The following is a 22,131-nucleotide window of genomic DNA, read 5'->3' as shown; positions in this document are numbered from 1 at the left end:
CACAGGAAAGGAACCTATGCTTGGGAAGGTCGATGAAGTTCGCACACTCGACTTCAACAGGGTCGAAACCCTGGTCCTCGCCGGCGGAGGGAACCGATGCTGGTGGCAGGCGGGGGCGTTGCGGCAGCTGGTGAAGCATCATGTGCGTCTGCCAGCACAACTGGTCGGCACCAGTGCGGGGGCGGCTGTTGCGGCGTCCTTTCTCGCGGAAAGCGCTGATACGGCATTCCATGCCTGCTTGAGGCTTTATGCAGGCAATCCAAAGATTTTCGATTGGTCGGCGCTGTCAAAACTGAAGCTGAAGTTCGCGCACCAGTACATGTATCCCGCGTGGATCGAGTCGTTCCTCACGTCGGCTACGTTTTCCACGCTACGCCAGTCTTCGTCGCGTCTTACCGTGGCCCTTACGCGGCCCGCGCGATTGCTTGGTGTGAGAGGGTCGGTGGCGGCGGGAACATTGGCCTATCTGGTCGACAAGTACCTGTGGAACAGCATTCACCCTCGACTCCCCGGGTTGCTGGGGCTTCGGCAGGACTTCATGGTGTTGAATGACTGTGACAGCTTCGAAGTCGCGCGGGCGATTCTGATTGCGGCGGCTTCGGCGCCGCCCTTGATGGCCGCCCGCCTGGTGGGGGATGAGCACGCCATCGATGGCGGCTATACCGATAACGCGCCGATTCCTCCGCAGTCCGAGCAGGAGCGATCGAGTACGCTGGTGATGCTTACGCGTCACTATCCGAAGCTTCCGCCGCTGTTTACCTGGCTGGGGCGGACGTATTGGCAGCCGAGTCAGCGCATCCCTGTCTCGACCTGGGACTGCACACCGAAAACGACGGTGCGGGATGCCTATGAGCTGGGACTACGGGATTCGGAGCAGGTGTTGAAGGCGCGGTTGCGGTGATCGATCCGATCTTGCCGGTTGGCGATGCGATCGGCGGCGAGTGGCTGTTCCAGCTGTGTGGTGGAAACTGCCGCTTGCTCACCGTCATTCCGGTAGCGGCCGGAATGACGGTGCTGCGATAAAGATCAGGGCACGAACTCGTAATAGTCCACACCGAGGTCCTGGAACGACGCTTCGTACGTGTTGCCGGTGCGTGCGATCCTGAACTGATCGCGCGGCGGGCAACTCAACTCGGCGTGCTTGCCGTCATGCAGCGCTTCGTATTGCTGCTGCGACAGATCCGTGGCCGCGGCCAGCGCCTTGCGGAAGCCAATCTTGCCGGCAGCTTCGCGCCACTGCGGCACCACCTTTAACGGAATCGCTTCTGACGCATCGCCGCTGCCGTAACCGATCGCGTAGAGCCTGGCATGCGACAAGTCGGTGTTGCTTTCCAGCGCCTGCTCGAAGCCTGCGGCAATCCACGCCGGCAGCGCCGCGGTGTACAGGTTGCCCAACTCCATCGCCCAATCGGTGCCGAGCTTCACCCGTTCGGCCAGCAGCTTCTGGAAGGCCGCGCTCTTACGCACCACGCCGGACAGCTTGGTGGTCAGCGGATGCGGTTCCTGTGCGGCGTCAGCGCCGCCGCCGAGGCGGACGAATTCGCCATACAGATCCGGCTTGTTGCGGCATTCCTCGACCACGCCCTCGGCCGATACGCCAGCCTGTTCGCACAGGGCCTGGAATTCAGCGTTGGGTTGCGGCGCGCGCGCCAATGCGCGAGCGTAGATGAAGGCCAGCGCCTGCAGCGGCATCATGTGGTACGGGCGATGGAAGAACAGGCCATCCGCGCCGTTGATGAAGTCCAGATCGGAGATGCCCAGGCGCTCCAGCATCGCATCCACCGCCTGACCGGTTTCGTCGAGATAAGCGAAGGTGGAGTACTTGCCGCTGAAGACCGGGAAGTCATGCGCACGCTTGCTGCGCTGGCCGTAATCCTGATCGAAATGGCGTGCAAACGGCTTGCGGAAATCCGGGCCGCGATAATCCGACGCGCTGCCGGCATGGGCCAGGTCCACTTCAAACAATTTCGGATCGGCTTCGACCAGCATGGCCACCGCACCGGCGCCCTGGGTCTGTTCACCGCTGGAGCCGCGCTCGTATTCGGCGATATCGCTGCACACCACAATCGCCTGCTTGCCCTTGGCGTCGAAGGCGACATAACGCAGTGCGCTCTTGAGCGCGTACACGCCGCCGAGGCAGGCGTGCTTGAATTCGGGGACTTCCAGCTGGCGGGAAAGGCGCGGCAATCCCAGGCGTTCCAGTTCGCGATCGACCATGCCGCGCACGATCACGGCGCCGGCGGAATTGTCCTTGCTGCTCTCCGTGCCGAGCGAGAGCTGGCCGATGTTGCGCGGATCGACGTTGTACTGGCGAATCAGGCGCAGCACCGCGGTGGCGGCCATCGTGTAGGCGTCTTCATAAGGCGCCGGCCTGCGGAAGCTGCGACCTACCACGGCTTGCACTTTGTCCCAGGAGTTGCCGGTCCATTCACACCAGTCCTGCAAGGGGACGCGCGGCTGGGGAACATACAGGCTCATGCCACTTACGCCTGGGTTACGCTGCTGTGCTGCCGTATCGTTCGCTGTATTCAAAACCTGTGTTCCTCAATTGCGGGGGCGACACCGGCGTCACTATGACCGGGCCGCGCATGCGCGGGCATGCACGCTAGATGGCCATGGGGGAGCGCGTCGTATGCCGGATTTCAGGGCCTGCATGCGGTCACTGAAGAACCGTCCAAACGGGGATCATGCGGTGCGCCCTGCCGGAACTACAGGATTTTAACCCTTCTTTCCCGCGGCGGCGACAGGTTGGCAGCATGCGTAAGTGGTTGCATTAGCAACTTTTGCCGGTCGCCTTGCGGGCCGCGGTGCGGCGTTGGGACGCCCAGGCGGCGTAACAGTCCGCCATCGGGGCAGAAGGCCCGATTCAGGCTTTGGTCAGACGTGCGAACAGCACGCCATGCCCCGGCAGTTGCAACCGGCCATTGGCCAGCGTGCCCTGCTGCAGCCCGTGGCCGGCCAGCGTTTGCGCCGTCTCGAAACCGGGCAGGCTCAGCGCTTGCGTCTGCTTGCCGAGATTGAAGACCGCCAGAATCTGTTCCCCGTCATGGCTGCGCACAAAGGCCAGCAAGGGTTCCGGCACATCGAGGAAACGGATCGTGCCCAGGCGTAGGGCCGGCAGCCCCGTGCGCCACTGCATGAAATGGCGAAAGCCATGCAGCATGGAATCCGGATCGGCTTCCTGCTGCGCGACGGTGAGTGCCTGGTGCGCAGGCTCGATCGGCAGCCACGGTGTGACGTCGCTGAAGCCGGCGAAGGCGCTGTTGTCCCACGGCATCGGCGTGCGGCAGCCGTCGCGGCCTTTGAAATTCGGCCAGAAGGTGATGCCGTAGGGATCGCGCAGTGCTTCGAACGGCACTTCGGCTTCGGTCAGGCCGAGTTCTTCGCCCTGATACACGCACACCGAGCCACGCAGCGAGCACAGCATGGCGGTCAGCAGATTGGCCATGCGAGGCGAGGCATTGCCGTTGCCCCAACGGGTGAGCACGCGTTCCACGTCGTGATTGGAAATGGCCCAGCACGGCCAGCCTTCGTTGACCTGAGCTTCGAGTTGTTCAACCGTGTGACGGATATAGGTTGCGCTGAAATCGCTGCTCAGCAGTTCAAAGCTGTACCCCATGTGCAGCCGATGCGCGCGCGTGTATTCGGCCATCGTTGCGAGTGAATCTTCGGACGAGATTTCGCCCAGTGTCACTGCGGTGGGATAACGATCGAGCAAGTTGCGCAATTCGCCGAGAAAATCGAGATTTTCCGGCTGCGTATTGTTGTAGTGGTGATACTGGAAGGCGTACGGATTATCCGGGCTGAAACCACGCCCGACGCGCTTGTCCTTGGGCTTGGGCGGGTTGTCCCGCAACAGCCGATCGTGGAAGCAGAAATTGATCGCATCCAGGCGCAGGCCATCAACGCCTTTGTCCAGCCAGAAACGGACATCGTCGAGCACGGCGGCGCGCACATCCGGATTATGGAAATTCAGATCCGGCTGCGCGGCGAGGAAATTGTGCAGGTAATACTGACCGCGGCGCGGTTCCCATTGCCAGGCCGAGCCGCCGAACAGCGACAGCCAATTATTCGGCGCGCTGCCATCGGGTTTGGCATCGGCCCACACATACCAATCGGCCTTGGGATTGTCCCGGCTCTCGCGGCTCTCTTTGAACCACGCATGCTGATCGGAGGTGTGGCTGAGCACCTGGTCGATCATCACTTTCAGGCCCAGGCCATGGGCCTTGCTCAGCAGATGATCGAAGTCGTCGAGCGTGCCGAACAGCGGATCGACATCGCGGTAGTCGGCGATGTCGTAACCGAAATCGGCCATCGGTGAGCGGAAGAACGGCGCGATCCAGATCGCATCCACGCCGAGACTGGCCACGTAATCCAGCCGCTGGATGATCCCCGGCAGATCCCCGACACCATCATGGTTGGTGTCCAGAAAACTGCGTGGATAGATCTGGTAGATGACGGCGCCGCGCCACCAGGGTGCATCGATCATTGAAAACCCCACTGTAAGCGCTGGGCTTCCATAGCCAAGCGCTGCGAACGGTGTGCAGCTTAGCCGTTGGCCCGCGCCGAATCGCAGGGTCTTGCATACGTATTCATTCGTGCTGCGGATGCGTCATCCTTGCCCGTACATGAACGCGATGAAGCGTGTGCGGCGTGTCGCGTGATCGAGTGAAAAATGCGAGAATTGCGCGTTTTACTGCGTGTTTATGACCACCTCGGGGGCTGCGCAAGCAGCGCATGTTGCGTTGCGATGAGTGCGTAAGGGGTGCAGTTATGAATACGTATGCATGGTGTGGTTTGCTTTGAAAAGTGCGCCCTACCATCCGTTCACGCCGACGACATCACCTGTCTGCGTGCAAGCGGCCAGTGTTGATGTTGCGGGATAGAAGACTGGCCGCCAGCGATGAGAAAACCAGGCGACTAATAAAATTTTGGGGGAGGGGAGAACGTGATACTCAAGCGAAATGTGCTTGCGCTGGCATTAGCGTCTACGGGTCTGTGCATGGCCTTTGGCGTGTCCGCGCAGTCGGCGCCGGCATCGGCGACGCAGCAGAACGGAACAACCGGCACCGCGACGACGCAGCAGAACGGAACAAGCGGCACCGCGACGACGGCCAATAGCAGCACCACCGACCAGACCACCAGCAATCAGAAGAGCCAGCAGGAGTTGGCCAAGAGCCTGGCAACGGTGACGGTGAGCGGTTTTGCCGGCAGCGTCGAGAAATCGATCGACTACCAGCGCTATGCCGACACCATCCAGAACGTGGTGACAGCCGCCGACATCGGCGGTCTGCCTGACCAGTCCATCGCCGATGCGCTGACCCGACTGCCGGGCGTCTCGGCCGAGCGCGTCTCTGGCTTGGCATCACAGGTCAACTGCCGCGGCATGTCGGGCAACTTCATCGAGACCACGCTGGATGGCCGCGAGCAGCCGTCGACCAGCGGCAGCAACTACATCCAGTTCGACCAGTACCCGTCCGAGCTGATCAGTCAGGCAACGGTGTACAAGACCTCGGAAGCGTCGCTGATCGAAGGCGGCGTGGGTTGCACCATCGCCCTGCAGACGGCCAATCCGCTGGAAAACTCCAAAGACCAGTCGCTCAACGTCGATGCACGCGGCAGCTACAACGACCAGGCGCCCGACGTGATCGGCGCAGACCCGGAAGGTTACCGCCTGAGCGTGGCCTACCAGGGCAAGTTCCTGGACAACACGCTGGGCGTGGGCCTGGGTTTTGCGCAGATGTACCAGCCGTACGTCGCTGAGCAATACGATGGTTTGGCGGGGCAGGTCACCTCCCTCAATGGTAAGCAGGTGTATGTCCCTGAAGGTACGGAAGTGATTCAGGAGGGTGGTGAAGAACGTCGCACGGGATATCTGTCGACGATCGTGTGGCGCCCCGACGATCATTGGCAGATCACGGACGATACGTACTACTCCAAGTTCGACAACACCAAATATCAATACGGTTATATTTCGCAGGCGTACGACAATGGCGGTGTCGCCATCACCAACCCCGGCTTTGACGCGTACAACGGGCTGACCAGCGGCACGATAACCAGTGCGGCGACTCCGGCTAATGCGCAGTTCTCCAACGCCACCGTGTCAGGAAACGACACCACCGACTCCAACGTATTCTCCGCGGGGCTGAACGCGAAGTGGAACGATGGCCCGTGGCATCTGGATATGGATGCGTCGCTGTCGCATTCCTCGAGCAATGACTACAACCTGTGGGCCGAGGCTGGGCCGTTCAACGGTCTTGGCAACCCTTCCACCGCGACGCTGATGAACCAGTCCGCGACATTCGTCAATAGCGGCGAGAGCATCGGTAAACTCTCGGTAGGCAATCCGGGCATCTATACCAACCCGAACGATATGGCGGTGACGTCAATCAACGTGTCCCCCTACATCTACCGCGAGAACTACAAGGGGTTCCGTACCAGCCTGCAGTATGACTTCGACAACGACGCGGTCTTCTCGGACTTGCAGGCCGGCATATACATCAACAATCAGAATTACACGGCAGATCGCACGTCGTGGGTGTATGGCAATAACAACTTCACAACGGGCGACGCCTCGGGTGGCCAACCGCCCCTGCCGCTCAGCAGCGGCGATACGTCGGTGCAGTGTTGGCAAGGTTCGTTCAGCGGCATGCCCTGTTTCCTGAAGATCAACACGCCGCTCGTACTGTCGGCCTATGGCCTGAAGGCGAACCCGCAGCTTGACCTGAACCCGAGCGGCCAGTCCTGGACGGGCGTGGAGAGCGGCACCGTGGACGAAAAGGTGCGCGACATGTTCTTCCAGGCGGACATCGATACCACGCTGTGGGGGCATGAACTGACCGGCAACGTTGGTGTACGTGTGGCGTATACCGCGCAGTCCAGCGCGGGCCTGGAAGAGGTGCCGACAGGTACCGGCGTGCCGATCACGGATGGGTTCGGCTACACCTCCACCAGCTACGTGCCGCTCAATATAGGCATGAGCTATACCAAGTGGCTCCCGTCGACGAACCTGATCTACCACTGGGACGACAACGACCAGACCCGCTTCTCGATATCCAAGGACTTGTCGCGCCCGACGCTCAATTACATGCTGGCGGGTGCGGGTTCCTGGGAAGCGGGTAGTGGCCCGAGTGCTACGTTCAACGTCTGGGGTGGCTACAGCCCGTTGCTGCGTCCGATGACGGCCATGTCATATGACCTGGATTACGAACACTACTTCGACAACTCCTCCGGTCTGTTTACCGCCGGGGTGTTCGTCAAGCACATCAATACGTATATCCAAGAAGTCTCGTATAACCAATTCGATTTCGCCGCGGCCGGCATCACTGTGCCGACCAATCCGGCGACAGGGCAGCCCTACCTCAATGGTTCGTACGCCTCGGCTTACAATGCGCCGGGTACGATCTTGCGTGGTTTTGAAACATCGTTCCAGAAGACTCACTTCCTGCCGGGCTTCTGGTCGAACTTCGGCTTTGGTGCGAACTATGCGTTCACCCAGAGTCCGTTCGGTACCAGCAACCCCGACGGCAGCGTCACGGTATTGTCGGCCTTCCCAGGTCTGTCGCGTAACGTGGCCAGCGCGCAGATCTTCTACGACGATGGCAGGTTCTCGGGCAACATCACCGACACCTACCGCTCGAAGTGGGTCTCCGACTCGCAGCTCGCGGTGAATGCCGAGTTCGTGTACTACGATTCGGAAAACGAGATCGACCTGCAAACGGCCTACAAGCTGACCAAGAACGTGAGCTTGCTGTTCCAGATCCTGAACTTGAACAACATGCCGTCGCGCACGTATTTCGGCGTCCCGTCGAACACGGGAACGATCCAGTACTTCGGCCGCACGTTCTACGGCGGCGTCAACCTGAGTCTGTAAGCCTAGTGCCTGGCATCGTCCTCGTAATGCCAGGCCTACCCCTCCCCGGCCCTGCGGACGCTTGCAGGGTCGGGTTCTTTTATCCTGACAGGCGTCGTTGCTACGTTGTGCGACGTAGGTTGGCGGTAAGCCGCAGGCGCACCCCAACATTGCCATCTGCATGGATTGCGCTGAGGCAACTGGCGAAGGCGTCAATAAGAAGCTTGGCTCAGCGCAAGATCGCGCATGACGACGTTGGGGTGCGCCTGCGGCTTACCACCAACCTACCGCCAACCTACCAAAGCATTCTGCGCTGCGCGCATATATGCCCTCCATCCCCGGGAGATCACCATGCCAAGATTCCCTGCCTTTTTCCGCGCCGCGGTGATGGCCGTGGCAGCGCTGCTGCTATCCCTTCCCGCTTATGCCCGACAGGATGCATCGGCCGCGCAGCCTGCCGCGCAAGCTTCCTCGGGCGTCTACTACGAAATCTTCGTGCGCGCCTTCTACGACAGCAATGGCGATGGCATTGGCGATCTCAACGGCGTTACGCAGAAACTCGATTACCTCAAATCGCTCGGCGTCAGCGCCATCTGGTTGATGCCGATCAATCCGTCACCGAGCTATCACGGCTACGACATCACCGATTACGAAGGCATCAATCCGCAATACGGCACGATGCAGGACTTCAAGCGCCTGCTGGATGAAGCGCACAAGCGCGGCATCAAGGTGGTGATGGACATGGTGATCAACCACACCAGCGATCAGCATCCCTGGTTCAAGGCCGCGTTGAATCCCAAGGATCCGCATCACGACTGGTATGTGTGGGCCAAGCCGAACAGTGATCTCAAAGCCATCAGCGCGACCGGTGGCCCGGCCTGGCATCGCGCGCCGAACGGCCAGTACTACGTGGGCGTGTTTACCAGCGCCATGCCGGATCTCAATTACGACAACCCGGCGGTGCGCAAGGAAATGATCGACGTGGGCAAGTTCTGGCTGCGCGAGGGCGTGGACGGTTTTCGTCTCGATGCCGCGCAGCACATCTACGACGATCTGCGCTCGGACATGGATAGCCCGGTGGCCTTGCAGAAGAACGTGACATGGTGGACCGAATACCGTCACGGCCTGGAAGCGGTGAATCCGCATGTCTGGCTGGTCGGCGAAGTGGCGCGGCAGAATCCGGATGACCTGACGCCGTACATGGGCCCGTTGAATACGGTGTTCAATTTTCCGGTCGCCACCCAGCTGATCAATAGCGTGAAGCAGGAGCGCAACCTCGGCATCGGCAAGGGGCTGGAATACACCTATGTGGCGTACCGTGCGCATGACAGAGGTGAGTTTGACGACGCGCCGTTCCTGTCCAATCACGATCAGGAACGCGTGATGAGCCAGCTCGACGACAACATGGCGCACATGCGCCTTGCTGCCGCCTTGCTGCTGACCCTGCCCGGCCATCCTTTTATTTACTACGGCGAAGAACTCGGCATGCAGGGCACCAAGCCCGATGAAGATATTCGCGAGCCGATGCGTTGGTATCGCAACGGCCATGGAGCCGGTGTCGCGCAGTGGAAGGGTTGGAGCACGAGCGACGGCCCGGACATCTCGGTGCAGGCGGAGCAGGCCGATCCGGACTCCTTGCTCAATCTCTATCGCACATTGATCGGCTGGCGTGAGCAGATCAGCGCGTTACGCGATGGGGTGTTGCACAACGTGCCGGTCGATGATCCGCATGTGCTCGCTTATATGCTGCAGGACACGCAATCGCGGGTGCTTGTCATCCATAACCTCTCGCGCGATACGCGCACCGTTTCGCTGGCGGCGGATGCGCATGTCACTACAGTGCTGAAGCAGAGCGGGCAGGGCGCAGTGCTTGGCGCCGGCAAGATCAGTCTTCCGCCTTACGCCACGGCCATTCTGCAATAGGCTGATTCCGCCATGCCGACCCGCATCGGCATGGCTTTGGGCCAAGGATCTGGCCGTCTATTCTCCCCGCATCGAAACAACTGCGGTTATAGTCGGGCGACCCCGCGGTCGCAGCACCGGCCGCGACGGCGCGCCGATGCCGTAAAGATCCGGTACTGAAGAAGGGATGGTTGGATGACAACACTGCGTAACTGGGTCATCAGTGGTTTGTTGCTTACAGCCACCTTATCCACTCAGGCAGGACTCGCCGATACCGGCACTGCAAGCTTCCAGCTTGAACACGCGGATCAGCACGGCATGGTCCTGGCGCATGGCAAGGATCGCATTATGTTGCGCTTTGTCGCGCCGAACATCGTGCAGATCCACGGCATGCCCGAAGGCCTCAACACCCAGCCCGGCATCGTGATGGACCCGCATGCCAGCCACGAGGCACTGTCCGATCTGCATGTCAGCACCACCGCCGATAGTGCGATGGTGGGAACCGACGAACTGTCCGTGACCTGGGACAAGCGCACTGACAGCCTGACGATCGCCGATAGCCAGGGGCATACCCTGCTGCAAACGGATCCGGCGACGCTGATGGACGAGCGTATCGATCTGCGGCGTGATGCAGCCGATACGCTCTATGGTATCGGCGGCTACGATGCCTTCGAACCTGCGGGGAAAGGCGTGACACGCAGTGGCGTGCAGGTCGTCAAGGCGGGTGAACAGGGTTATCCCGGCGCACCCTTTGTGTGGAGCACGCATGGTTATGGCGTGCTGGTGGACACCATCGGCGCCAAGTTCGATCTTGCCGATGGTCATATCAAGGTCAGCGGCATCAGCCGTCCGGATGTCAGTTACGACGTGATAGCCGGCACGCCGCCGCAGATCTTCAAAGGTCTGTCCGACCTCAGCGGCGCGCCACCACTGTTCCCGAAATGGGCGATGGGCTTTACCAATAGCCAGTGGGGCATCGACCAGCAGGAATTGCTGGAGATCGTGCACGGCTATCGCGCCCGGCATATCCCGATCGACAACTTCACTTTCGACTTCGATTGGAAAGCCTGGGGCGACGACAACTACGGCGAGTTCCGCTGGAACACGAAAAAATTTCCGGATGGCCCCAGCGGCGCGTTGAAGCAGACGATGGATCAGCTCGGCATGCACATGACCGGCATCATGAAGCCGCGCATCCATGTGAACACCGAAGAAGGACGTTACGCCCAGGCGCATAGCTATTGGGCCGCCAGTCGTCCGCAAACGACCGACTACTTCTCGCTTGAGCCGGTGCGCGAGCTGGATTTCGACCAGGCTGCCGTGCGTGCCTGGTTCTTCAATGCCGCGTTGAAGCATTCGTTCGACACCGGCATCGTCGGCTGGTGGAATGACGAGGCTGACGATACCGACAGCGATACGCAATTCCTCAATATGCAGCGCGCCCTGTACGAAGGGCAGCGCGCGTATACACCCATCCGCGTGTGGTCCATCAATCGCGACTTCTATCTGGGCGCGCAGCGCTACGCCTACGGCCTGTGGTCCGGCGATATCGACACCGGCTTTGACAGCATGGCCGCGCAACGTCAACGCATGCTCAGCGCGATCGACGTCGGCGAGATGAAGTGGGGCATGGACACGGGTGGCTTCAAAGGCCATCCCGATGATGAAAACTACGCGCGCTGGATCGAGTTTGCGGCGTTCGTGCCGATTTTCCGCGTACACGGCACCGTGGGCGAAAAGCGACAGCCCTGGGTCTACGGTCCCATTGCCGAGAAAGCCGCGTCGGATGCGATTCGCCTGCGCTATGCGCTGATTCCCTATATCTACAGTTACGAACGTGCGGCGACGACCGATGGCGTGGGACTGGTGCGTCCACTGTACTTCGACTATCCCAATGACCCGCAGGTAAGCGGCGACGTCGATGCCTGGATGTTCGGCGACAGCTTGCTGGTCGCGCCGGTCGTGACCAAGGGCCAGGCCGAAAAAGCCATCTACCTGCCGGCGGGCCAGTGGATCGACTACTTCAAGGGTACGGTCTATCACGGTGGCCAGACGATTCAGTACGCCGTGGACAGCAAGAATTGGAGCGACATTCCGCTGTTTATCCGGGAGGGCGCGATCATCCCGTCGCAGCCTGTGATGGACTATGTCGACGAACACCCCGTCACCGAGCTGTCGGTCGATGTGTTCCCGGCCGAACACGCCACCCATTTCGATTATTACGATGACGACGGCGACACCTATGCCTATGAACATGGTGCCTTCTTCGCGCAGCGGCTCACGACCCAGCGCAACCAGGATGGCGTGAGCTTCAACACCGACGAGCCGCACGGCAGTTTCAAGCCGGCACTGAAGTATTACCTGGTGAAACTGCATGGTGTCGCAGCAACGGGCGTCCAGCTGGGCGACGGCGCGCTCAAGCCCTATGCGGATGCGGCTGCTCTGAACGCCGCCAAAGGCGAAGGCTGGGCGGTCGATCACGACCGCTATGGCAGCGTGACCCTGGTGCGGATGGCGGCGGGTGTGGCGCAACACATGACGGTGAAGCAGGCCGGTACCGCGCACTGATGCATTGAGGCTTTCCGCTCGTTACGCCGCGAAGGCCTCGCGTCTTTGCGCCAGGGCTTTCCGCCGGTTCAGGCTTCAGTCGCCCCCATTCCATGCATGAATACGTATGCACAAGGCTGCCGGCACGCGCCCGGTTGCCTACCATGCATGATCGCTCACGCAAAACCATGGCGTTTCATGCTGCGGTCGCAGCATGTGTGCAGCCAGGCGTCGTGACATAACCCTGCAGTGGAGCAGGCCGCCGATGATCGAGGGCCAGCAGATGCGGCAAAACGCGGAGTGTGCATGCTGAGTGTGGTGATGATGGCGGCGCTCGCCGCGACAACCGGCGTTGATAGCTGGTCGGATCAGATTGTCTGGGGCGGTGAACAGGCGCGCATGACGGCCGCGGCCAGCGGACGCTACACCTTGACCGGTCCGTTCGGGAAGCGAGACATCGACGCGCAACGCATGCGCGTGGACACCGCCAGCACCATGTTCGATGGCCTGTTCGCCATGGCGCAGGATGATCTTGCGCAAGACTCCGTAACGGCCATTCGTGACGCCGCTTTCGATCACGGCCAGCCCATACCATGCACTTGTTTCGAGACAGGCGCGAAGTGGCCATACGTGTGGACGCGGGATCTGTCTTATTCGATCGATCTGGGACTGTGGAAGCTCGATCCGCTGCGTGCGCGCAACGGGCTTCAATTCAAACTGTCGGATGTTCGTGACGCCACGGCACCGCAAGGCTTGTATGTGATGCAGGACACCGGCTCGGGTGGCAGCTGGCCGATCAGCACCGACCGCGTGGTCTGGTTCCTGGGCGCGCAACATTTGCTGGATGACAAGACGTTTGCCGATGACACCTATCGCGCACTCGGCGACACGCTGGCGCAGGATCGCCAGTATGCTTTCGATGCTGATTTCGGTTTGTATCGGGGCGAGACGTCTTTCCTCGATTGGCGCGAGCAGACCTATCCGGCCTGGACCGCCGACAATGTGGTGTTTATTGCGCAGTCGTATGCGCTGTCGACCAACGTATTGCATTACCAGGCCTTGCAGCTCGCCGCACGTTTGGCAGGCGAGCACGGCGATGCGGCAAAAGCGAAGGGCTACGCCGAACAGGCGGCCACGTTGAAGACAGCGATCAATGCGCGTTTCTGGCGCGCCGATCGCGGCATGTACATGAGTTATATCGGTGGTGACGGTACGCCCTACGACACCTACGACCTGCTGGGCACCGCGCTGGCGGTCACCAGTGGCGTGGCCGACGGCGATCGCGCGCGTCAGGCGCTGACCCACTATCCGACCTGGCCGGCGGGTAGCCCGGTGATCTGGCCCGAACGTGCCGATCAGCCGATCTATCACAACCGCGCCATTTGGCCGTTCGTTAGCGCCTATGCCCTGCGTGCGGCGCGGGCTATCAATGATCCCGCGCGGATTGCCCACGAACTGCGATCGATCATGCGCGGCGCCGCCTTGTCCGGCTCCAACATGGAGAACTACGAGCTGATGACCCAGCTCACCCACGTGGATGACGGCAAGCTCAGTGGTCCGGTGGTCGATTCGCCACGACAACTGTGGTCGGTGGCGGCTTATCTGGACATGGTGAGCGAAGGCGTATTCGGCCTCACTCAGGACGGACGCATCGAACCCAAGCTGCCGGTCTCGCTGGTGCCGATGCTGTTTGGCGACCGTGACAGCATCCGCCTGCAAATGCCCGATCGCAGTATTACCCTGCATCGCCTACGCAACCTGCATGGCGACTTGCTGGTTGCCGCCAAAGTCACTCAGCGTGGTTCGGATGCCGAAGTTACCCTGAAGGCGATCGATGCGCCTGCCGCTGTGCTGCGCACGGACGCGCTGCTGTACGCGCCCGCTCCCCCCGCTGCACCAACCGTAACGGCCGACGACAAGGGCTGGCGTGTGCAGGCCGATGGCAAAGTGGTGCTTTATGCCGACGGCCAGCGCATCGGCGATATCGATGGCAGTACGTATATTACGCAGGGCGGCAAACCGCCTTGTATCAGCGTGACGCGCAAGGGCCGGGACGGCATCGAGTCATTACACAGCCCGGTGGTTTGCGCAGGCGAGCCGACGGAGATCAGCGATCGGTGGCCGAGGCAGTGGACCGCGCCGAACACCGGGCGCTACCGCGTCGCATTGCGCTACGAAAACAACCACGGGCCGATCAATACAGGCGTTACCGCCGCCGTAAAAATGCTGGTGATGAGCTGCAACGGCAGCGTGCCGCAACGCGTACCGATCGTGATGCCGCACAGCGTCGGCGAGCAGCTGTCCAGCTATGGCATCGTGACCGTGAAAGCCGGTGCGCAGTGCAGCTTTGATCTGCAGCAAGGCTTCAATATGAGCGACCTGAGTCACTTTGCGCATTACACCGGAGGCAAGGGCGGTATCGACGGCCCGCTCAACGATGCACGGATCGGCGACTTGCTGATTGCGCCGACCGCGAGGACGCCATGACACGCAAACCCACGCTGTCGTTCTGGCAAATCTGGAATATGTGTTTTGGCTTTCTGGGCATCCAGTTTGCCTTTGCGCTGCAGAACGCGAATGTCAGCCGCATCTTCCAGACGCTGGGGGCTGCGGTCAGTGATATTCCAGTGCTGTGGATTGCCGCGCCGCTGACGGGACTGATCGTGCAGCCGCTGATCGGCTATGCCTCGGATCGTACCTGGGGCCGGCTCGGCCGTCGTCGTCCCTACTTCCTGGCCGGCGCGGTGCTGACCACGCTCGCGTTGTTATGGATGCCGAACTCTGGCGTGTTGTGGGTGGCGGCCATGTTGCTGTGGATCATGGATGCGTCGATCAATGTGTCGATGGAGCCGTTCCGCGCCTTCGTCGGCGACCAGCTGCCAACTGCGCAGCGGCCGCTCGGTTATGCCATGCAGAGTTTTTTTATTGGTGTGGGCGCGGTGGTGGCATCGCTGTTGCCCTATCTGCTGGCGCATCTGGGAGTGAGCAACGTCGCCGGACCTGGCGGTATTCCCGCTACCGTGCGTGACGCGTTCTATATCGGCGGTGCGGTGTTGTTGGCATCGGTGCTGTGGACGGTGTCTTCCACCAGGGAATATCCGCCCGAACAGTTGCGCATTTTTGCCGATGCGGTTGCACCCACTACCGTCACCGTGGATCGCTCCAGCGCGCTGTGGCACGGCGTGCTGTGGCTGGTGGCGGGTTTGATCGGCGCTTTCGTGGTCCACATCTGCAACCTGGAGCACGAGCTGTATTTGCTGGCTGTCGGCCTGATCGCGTTTGGCGTATCGCAGCTATGGCTCAGCGTGACCAAGAGCGGCGGCATGTTCACGCAGGTGATGACTGATCTGCACACCATGCCGCAGGCCATGCGCCGTCTCGCCTGGGTGCAGTTTTTTTCCTGGTTCGCCATGTTCGCCATGTGGATATACACCACGGCGGGCGTGGCGCAGATGCATTTCGGCAGCACCGATCCACATTCGGAAGCCTATAACAATGGTGCGAATTGGGTGGGCGTGCTGTTCGCCGCCTATAACGGTTTTGCTGCGTTCGCGGCCTTGGTGATTCCGTGGATGGTGCGACGATGGGGTTTGCGCATCAGTCACCTGGTGAACCTTTGGCTGGGTGGTGCCGGGTTGGTGGCATTCCTGCTGATTCGCAATCCGGATTGGTTGCTGCTGCCGATGGTCGGCGTCGGCTTTGCGTGGGCTTCAATTCTCTCTTTGCCGTATGCGCTGCTGTCGGACAACCTGCCGGCAGAGAAGATGGGCGTGTACATGGGCATCTTCAATTTTTTTATCGTGATTCCACAGTTGCTGGCTGCGAGTGTGCTCGGTGTGCTGCTACGGGTGTTCTTCCAGGGGCAGCCGATTTACGCCTTGGTGCTGGGTGGAATGAGTTTGCTGGTGGCAGGCTTGTGCGTATTGCGGGTAAGCGAGCCGGCTATCGATGTTTGAACTTGCGGATGGGCGTGTATTGCCGCTAATCCAAGCTACGCGGAATGTGCGGCGCTGGCAGAGGCCGCGGCTCGCCGTTCCAGGAAATTCTTTTCTCGCACATTGCGCGCCAAGGCTGCGGCACGCTCGAATTCACTGCGTGCTTCGTCATGACGTTGTAGCCGGCTCAGCAAATCGCCACGCACGCTCGGTAACAAGTGATAGTTGTGCAGCAACGGTTCGTCGGCGAGCGCGTCCACCAGCGCCAGGCCCGCTTCGGGTCCCGAGGCCATGGCAACGGCGACAGCACGGTTGAGCTCGACGACTGGCGAGGGCATGACACGGGCCAATGCGGCGTAGAGTGTGGCAATGCGCGTCCAATCGGTCTGTTCGACGGTGCGTGCACGTGCATGGCCGGCGGCAATGGCGGCCTGCAATGCATAAGGGCCATTGGCGCCGCCGAGTTTTTCGATACGTTGCAGTGCGGCCAAGCCACGGCGAATGAGTAGGGGATCCCAGCGGCTGCGGTCCTGGTCGGGCAGGAGAATCGGTTCGCCGTCAGGCGTGGTGCGCGCGCGCAGGCGCGAGGCCTGAATCTCCATCAGGGCCAGCAGACCCAGTACTTCCGGTTCCTGCGGCGCCAGCCCGGCGAGTATGCGGCCCAGCCGCATGGCTTCGTTGCACAGTTCGGGGCGCATCCAGTCATCGCCGGATGTGGCCGCGTAGCCTTCATTGAAGATCAGGTAGATCACTTCCAGCACGGAAGCGAGGCGCTCATTGCGTTCCTCGCCACGCGGCACTTCGAACGGAATCTGCTTTTCCGCCAACGTACGTTTCGCGCGCACGATGCGTTGCGCGATGGTGGGTTCGGGTACCAGGAAGGCACGGGCGATTTCATCCGTGGTCAGCCCGCCGAGCAGGCGCAAGGTGAGCGCTGCGCGTGCTTCGGCGGAAAGCACCGGATGGCAGGCGGTGAAAATCAGCCGTAACAGATCGTCGCCGATATCGTCGTCGAGCATGGCTTCCAGCTCCCGCCGTTCGTCGGTGGCTTCGAACTCGGGTTCGTGGGCAAGGGTCTCATGCTTGCGCTCGATCAGTTTCTTTCGCCGCAGTTGGTCGATCGCGCGGTGTTTGGCGGCGGTCATCAGCCAGGCACCGGGATTGTCCGGTATACCGCTTTCCGGCCAGCGCTCGAGTGCGACGACCAGGGCATCCTGCGCCAGTTCCTCGGCCAATCCCACGTCGCGCACCATGCGTGCAAGGCCGGCGATAAGCCGCGCTGACTCGATGCGCCATACTGCGTCGATCGTGCGATGGATGTCGGTGGCTGTCATGAGCACCGATCACAGCACTTGCTCGGCAGGGGTGCAAGGGACGAGCCGTTCATGATGCTTGCGACAGCTGCATGTCCTGGAATCCTTCGGCCGCTTTCTGGACATCCAAAGGGAAATCGGCCATCTCGAACACCTGGCGGACTTCGATGGTTTCGTTCGGCGCGAGCGGGCAGCGCGAGGCCCAGGCAATGGCTTCGTCGCGTGAGCTCACGTCGATCATCCAGTAGCCGCCAATCACTTCGTGTGCTTCGGCAAAGGGACCGTCAATCACTTTCACCTTGCCGTTCACCGTCGTGACACGCGCACCGGATGCGGGCGGATGCAAACCATCGAGAGCCAGCAGCACGCCGGCTTCCTGTAGCGATCGGTTGAATTGCATCATTTTCTCGACGGCTTCCGCACTCGGTCGCGCATCGGGAGCGGCATCGCCATAGCCGCCGGGGAGCATCAGCATCATAAAGCGCATGGTGGTTTCTCCTGTTATTTATTGTTGTGGAATGATCACCATCCAGCTGATGCCGAAGCGATCCACCACCATCCCGAAGTAGGGCGAGAAGAAGGTTTGGGTCAGCGGACAGTGCACCTTGCCGCCGTCGGCAAGCGCGGCGAAGACGCGATCAGCTTCGGCCTGGTCCTTCACGCTGAGTGAAAGCGAAAAGCCCTCGAATTTGACGTTGGGATTGACGCAGTCATCCGATGCCATCAACACGGAATCGCCGATGCTGAAGTTGCAGTACATGATGTGCTCGCCGTTCGCCTGGGCTGCCATGCTGTCACCGGGCGGCGCTTCCTTGTAGCGCATCTGCATATTGAGTTTCGCGCCAAGGTGCTGCTGGTAGTACTGCACGGCTTCCTCGCAGCGGCCGCTGAAGAACAGATATGGCTGGGTGTACATGGTGCTCCTCCGTGATCTGGGATGGCTGGTGGCGGGTTCGCCGCGTGCTTTGCCGGTATCTGTGGAGGCGACGAAGCAGCCGCGCGGGAATCGACATCGGGTGCCGTGGAATATGAACTTTTCCGCATTCATTCCCAGTGACGGCTGGTATCCACGAACTTTTCCCGGCCCAAAGACGGCTGCTCCAGCCTTCGCCGGGTACGTGAAATAGATCAGAGCGTCCTTAAGGGTCGGGCGAAGTCCGCGGCGGATCAGGCCTGGCGTGAGCCGAATTGGCTGGACCGCCGCACCACCAGCCGCACTGGCAGCAGGCGCGTTTCAACCGGTTCATTACGGATCAGCTGTAACAAGGTGTCGACCAGAGTCTCGCCGGCCAGCTTGGTGTCCTGCAGCACAGTGGTCAGCGGAGGGTTGAGGAAGCGGGCCATCGGGATATCGTCGAAGCCGGCCACGGCAACCTGCTCAGGCACCTTGATACCGTGGTCGGCCAGGGCGCGCATGGCGCCGATGGCAATCAGGTCGCTGGCGGCAAACACGGCGTCGAATGGCACCTTGCGTACGAGCAAGGTTTCCAGGGCGTTGTAGCCGGCCTGTTCGGTGCTTTCTGCGGCGTCGACCTGGAGCGCGGGGTCCGCCACGATACCGGCTTGCTCCAGGGCCGCTGTATAGCCGTGATAGCGTTCAAAGAACTCCGGGTAGTGGCTGGAGGCGTCGCCCAGGAAGGCGACCCGCTTGCACCCTTGATCAAGCAGGTGGGCGGCAATGGCCTGGCCACCCTGGAAGTTGTCGCAGCCGATGGAGAGGTCCGGCTGGTCCGGCAGCACCGCACCCCAGCGGACGGAGCGCATGCCCTGGGCCGCCAGCTTCTGCAGCTTGTCCCGATAGGCGAGGTAATCGCCGTAGCCGAGCAGGATGATGCCGTCGGCCTTCTTGGTGTCGGCGTAGTCCGCGTGCCAGTCGTAGGAGAGCTGCTGGAACGACATCAGCAGGTCATAGCCCCGCAGCGCGCAGGCGCGGGTGATCGAGCCCAGCATCGACAGGAAGAACGGGTTGATGTGCGAGTCGTCCGCAGTGGGATCTTCGAACAGCAGCAAGGCCAGGGTGCCCGAATGCTGCGAGCGCAGGTTCGAGGCGTTTTTGTCCACCTTGTAGTTGAGCTGGTCGGCCGCGGCCTTGATGCGCTGGCGGGTTTCCTCGCTCACCAGCGGGCTGTCGCGCAGGGCGCGCGACACCGTGGACTGCGAGACCCCGGTCAGGTGGGCAATGTCGAAGGAGGTGGCTTTCCCTTTGGGCACTTGCAAGCTCGTTGCTCGGACGGCGGGCGGTGGCCGTCGCAATAACGTCATCCTAACGGTTGAATCGATTGATGTCCTGACGCAGGGCAAGAAAAAGCCCCGAGAACTTAGGGGGAGTCCTCGGGGCCGGTGGAAGCGGAACCCAGGGGAGAGGTCCGCTTCCGGGTGGCAACCCAGGGAGGTGGGTTGCCGGGGATGCCGTTGCGTGCATCCACAGCGTTAGAGCATGGCTGAGCGCGAAAGTTGCATGGCAGGGGTATACAAATCCCGAAATGGTTAGCCGCGATTCATGTTGGGAGCCGATTTGCCGGTGCTCCCAATACCCGTGGTCGGCCGGTCTGTCCCCAGATATTTGGCCAGGAAGTCTTGCAGGTGTTGCAGAAAATCGATGTTGTCTGCGTCGCTGTAGAAACCGTGGAGTTCCTTCGGCTTGACCAGCCATTCGTAAGGCTTGCCGGCCTTGTCGAGCGCAGCACGCAGCTCAGTGGCGTTCTTTAATGGAACGCGCGGGTCTTTTTCGCCGTGCACGATCAACACCGGCACGTTGAACTGGTCAAGATGGTAGATCGGAGAAATCGCCTCGATAGTGGCGTTATCCGCGCCGACTGCCTGCGTGAGATAACTGCGGCCCCGCTCGGTTCGCTGGGTGTCGCTCTTGTCGAGTTCGATGTTGTAGTCACTTATGCCCGCGAAGTCGACGGCGCATTTGAACGTGCCAGGCGCGCGGATGGGAGCCATCAGCGCTGAATAGCCGCCGAAGCTACCGCCAAAAATGCAAACCTTGTCCTTGTCCGCATAACCTTGCTCGATGGCCCAATGCACGCCATCCAGCAGATCTTGCTGGATACCGGTGCCGAATTGCTTGTAGCCGGACATAAGGAAGTTGTTCCCACGTCCGGCCGAGCCGCGATAGTTCACTTGCAGTACCGCATAACCGCGGCTGGCGAGAAACTGCGCCCATGCATCGTAGTCCCACCCATCGCGTATGCCGATCGGTCCACCATGCGGGAGCAGCACCAGCGGAAGTTTGCTGCCTTGTGCGGGAAGGGTGAGATAACCATCCAATGTCTGTCCGCTGGATGCCGTGAAGCGTATAGGCAGGCGAGTGGCCATGCGTGCGGGATCGATCCAGGGCGCCTCCTTGAACAGCGGCGTGAACGTAACCGGGTTAAGCGTGAAGAGTGCGTACAAGCCCGGGTCTTTGTCGCTGTCCGCCTTCACCAGCACGCGAGTGCCATCCTCGCTTACGGCGGCGAATCGAACCAGCAGGTCGGGAAACTGTTGGCTGAGCGCTTTATGGATGGTGGCAGTGTCATCGTCATCAACATAAATCGCATGCGGATGACCGGTATCGATCATCACTGCAAAAGGTTTTTGCGGATAAGGCGTCCAAAATACTTCTTCGACCGAACCGAAGCTGTCCGATGCCAGGATCTTCAGGCCGGAAAAGTTGAAGTTGCTTACGGCCAGCGTATCGGGACCGCCGTCGACGCTGTATCTCCAGTACACCTGGTTGCCGTCGGCGCTGATTCGCAGCGGGATGGCGGTGCGCGCGGAAAGCGTGAGCTTTCGCCACGGCTGATCTTTGCTGTCACGTTCAAATAGCAAAGGCTTGTTCTGATCGTCGACGCCGTAAGCGATGCGTGCCACCCCATCGTAGACGACGAATTGCATGCCGTCATCGTTGATGCTGCCCATCGATACCGCGGAGCCGGTTTCGGCATCCACGTCGAAGATTTCCGAACGGCCTTCGCTCGCCTTGTCACTATTGTTTGTGGTGACCGTCCAGTAGAAATGTCCATTTGCCTTGGGTGGAAGTCCGCTGAAAAATCCGGGAGCCCACGGTAACCCATGCGCATGCCTTGCCCGCCATCCGTACATGCTTTGCTGATGACTGCCGTCATAGTCGGCAGCGATCAGGTCTCCAGTCCGAAGCGGTTCGTCCAGCCAGCCTACCTGCTTGGCAGGTATCACGATCAGACGTGTGTTACTGGTCCAGATGATTTTGAGCGGTACTGTCTGGTCGGGCATGTCCAGACGGCTGACTGGTTTCATGTCGGGCAGATGAAACACGCCTATTTCGTACTTGTCGCTTTCGGCGGCGCCGTGCACGGAAAGAGCGAGATATTCGCCGTTAGGCGACATGCCCGGCGTTCCATAAGGTGAGCGCCTGGCGAAATCGGTGGGAGGAATCGGCTGAGTCGTATCGGCGCGTATCGGCAAACTCACCGCGCCGAGACTCAGCACGACCATCAGCACCTGCATGCTGTGCATCTTCATCATCCATGGTCCCCTGTTTGCGGCGCCATTATGCCCACGAGGCCGGACGCTCAAGCAAGGGAGGTCAGAATGAAGAGCGCCACGCAAGATT

At 60.9% G+C, this 22,131-nt stretch carries 14 protein-coding genes; 7 read left to right on the top strand and 7 right to left on the bottom strand.

Going from position 1 to position 22,131, the window contains the following annotated elements:
• The first annotated feature begins 16 nt into the window (after window positions 1–16).
• Complete coding sequence (locus ISP19_RS08520) at window positions 17–901, top strand: patatin-like phospholipase family protein (RefSeq protein ID WP_204680941.1); 885 nt, start codon at window positions 17–19, stop codon at window positions 899–901.
• The gene (locus ISP19_RS21395) at window positions 898–1,023 is read left to right on the top strand and encodes a hypothetical protein (RefSeq protein WP_275577117.1); all 126 of its coding nucleotides are present in this window, start codon (window positions 898–900) and stop codon (window positions 1,021–1,023) included. Before ISP19_RS08520 ends, ISP19_RS21395 begins: the two co-directional genes overlap by 4 nt.
• A 3-nt stretch (window positions 1,024–1,026) precedes the next feature.
• On the opposite strand, the gene ISP19_RS08515 is transcribed toward ISP19_RS21395, so the two are convergent.
• Together ISP19_RS08515 and ISP19_RS08510 are read right to left on the bottom strand one after the other, a co-directional pair.
• A complete protein-coding gene (locus ISP19_RS08515) occupies window positions 1,027–2,532 on the bottom strand; it encodes a hypothetical protein (protein WP_275577116.1) in 1,506 nt (501 codons plus the stop codon).
• A 334-nt stretch (window positions 2,533–2,866) separates the two neighbouring features.
• Window positions 2,867–4,489: an alpha-glucosidase family protein gene (locus tag ISP19_RS08510; protein WP_204680939.1), complete on the bottom strand. Its 1,623-nt coding sequence runs from the start codon at window positions 4,487–4,489 to the stop codon at window positions 2,867–2,869.
• Between the two features lie 459 nt (window positions 4,490–4,948).
• Here ISP19_RS08510 and ISP19_RS08505 point away from each other — a divergent pair, with 459 nt between their 5' ends.
• The 5 genes from ISP19_RS08505 to ISP19_RS08485 all read left to right on the top strand — a co-directional run bounded on the left by ISP19_RS08505 (window position 4,949) and on the right by ISP19_RS08485 (window position 16,257).
• Window positions 4,949–7,873, top strand: coding sequence for a TonB-dependent receptor (locus tag ISP19_RS08505; RefSeq protein WP_204680938.1), 2,925 nt, complete (start codon window positions 4,949–4,951; stop codon window positions 7,871–7,873).
• Window positions 7,874–8,203: 330 nt separating this feature from the next.
• Window positions 8,204–9,775 carry an alpha-amylase family glycosyl hydrolase gene (locus ISP19_RS08500; protein ID WP_239556682.1) on the top strand — a complete coding sequence of 524 codons (1,572 nt, stop codon included), beginning with the start codon at window positions 8,204–8,206 and terminating at the stop codon, window positions 9,773–9,775.
• Between the two features lie 174 nt (window positions 9,776–9,949).
• The gene (locus ISP19_RS08495; RefSeq protein WP_204680937.1) at window positions 9,950–12,322 is read left to right on the top strand and encodes a TIM-barrel domain-containing protein; all 2,373 of its coding nucleotides are present in this window, start codon (window positions 9,950–9,952) and stop codon (window positions 12,320–12,322) included.
• A gap of 285 nt (window positions 12,323–12,607) precedes the next feature.
• Window positions 12,608–14,788: an MGH1-like glycoside hydrolase domain-containing protein gene (locus ISP19_RS08490; protein ID WP_204680936.1), complete on the top strand. Its 2,181-nt coding sequence runs from the start codon at window positions 12,608–12,610 to the stop codon at window positions 14,786–14,788.
• Complete coding sequence (locus tag ISP19_RS08485; protein ID WP_204680935.1) at window positions 14,785–16,257, top strand: MFS transporter; 1,473 nt, start codon at window positions 14,785–14,787, stop codon at window positions 16,255–16,257. Before ISP19_RS08490 ends, ISP19_RS08485 begins: the two co-directional genes overlap by 4 nt.
• A 35-nt stretch (window positions 16,258–16,292) precedes the next feature.
• Here the strand turns inward: ISP19_RS08485 and ISP19_RS08480 are convergent, their stop codons facing one another.
• From ISP19_RS08480 to ISP19_RS08460, 5 genes are all read right to left on the bottom strand, one after another.
• Window positions 16,293–17,570 (bottom strand): RNA polymerase sigma factor, encoded by a 1,278-nt coding sequence (locus ISP19_RS08480; RefSeq protein ID WP_204680934.1) that lies wholly within the window; start codon window positions 17,568–17,570, stop codon window positions 16,293–16,295.
• Between the two features lie 49 nt (window positions 17,571–17,619).
• On the bottom strand, window positions 17,620–18,036 hold the full coding sequence (locus ISP19_RS08475) for a YciI family protein (RefSeq protein WP_204680933.1): 417 nt from the start codon (window positions 18,034–18,036) through the stop codon (window positions 17,620–17,622).
• Window positions 18,037–18,054: 18 nt separating this feature from the next.
• Window positions 18,055–18,465 (bottom strand): VOC family protein, encoded by a 411-nt coding sequence (locus ISP19_RS08470; protein WP_204680932.1) that lies wholly within the window; start codon window positions 18,463–18,465, stop codon window positions 18,055–18,057.
• Between the two features lie 251 nt (window positions 18,466–18,716).
• Entirely contained in the window at window positions 18,717–19,811 is a 1,095-nt protein-coding gene (locus ISP19_RS08465; RefSeq protein WP_204680931.1) for a LacI family DNA-binding transcriptional regulator, read from the bottom strand.
• A gap of 225 nt (window positions 19,812–20,036) precedes the next feature.
• On the bottom strand, window positions 20,037–22,043 hold the full coding sequence (locus tag ISP19_RS08460) for an alpha/beta hydrolase family protein (RefSeq protein WP_239556680.1): 2,007 nt from the start codon (window positions 22,041–22,043) through the stop codon (window positions 20,037–20,039).
• Window positions 22,044–22,131: the final 88 nt, after the last annotated feature.

It is taken from the genome of Dyella flava (assembly GCF_016904955.1).
Taxonomy (GTDB): Bacteria; Pseudomonadota; Gammaproteobacteria; order Xanthomonadales; family Rhodanobacteraceae; genus Dyella_B; species Dyella_B flava.
This window is presented reverse-complemented; position numbering and strand designations above follow the sequence as displayed.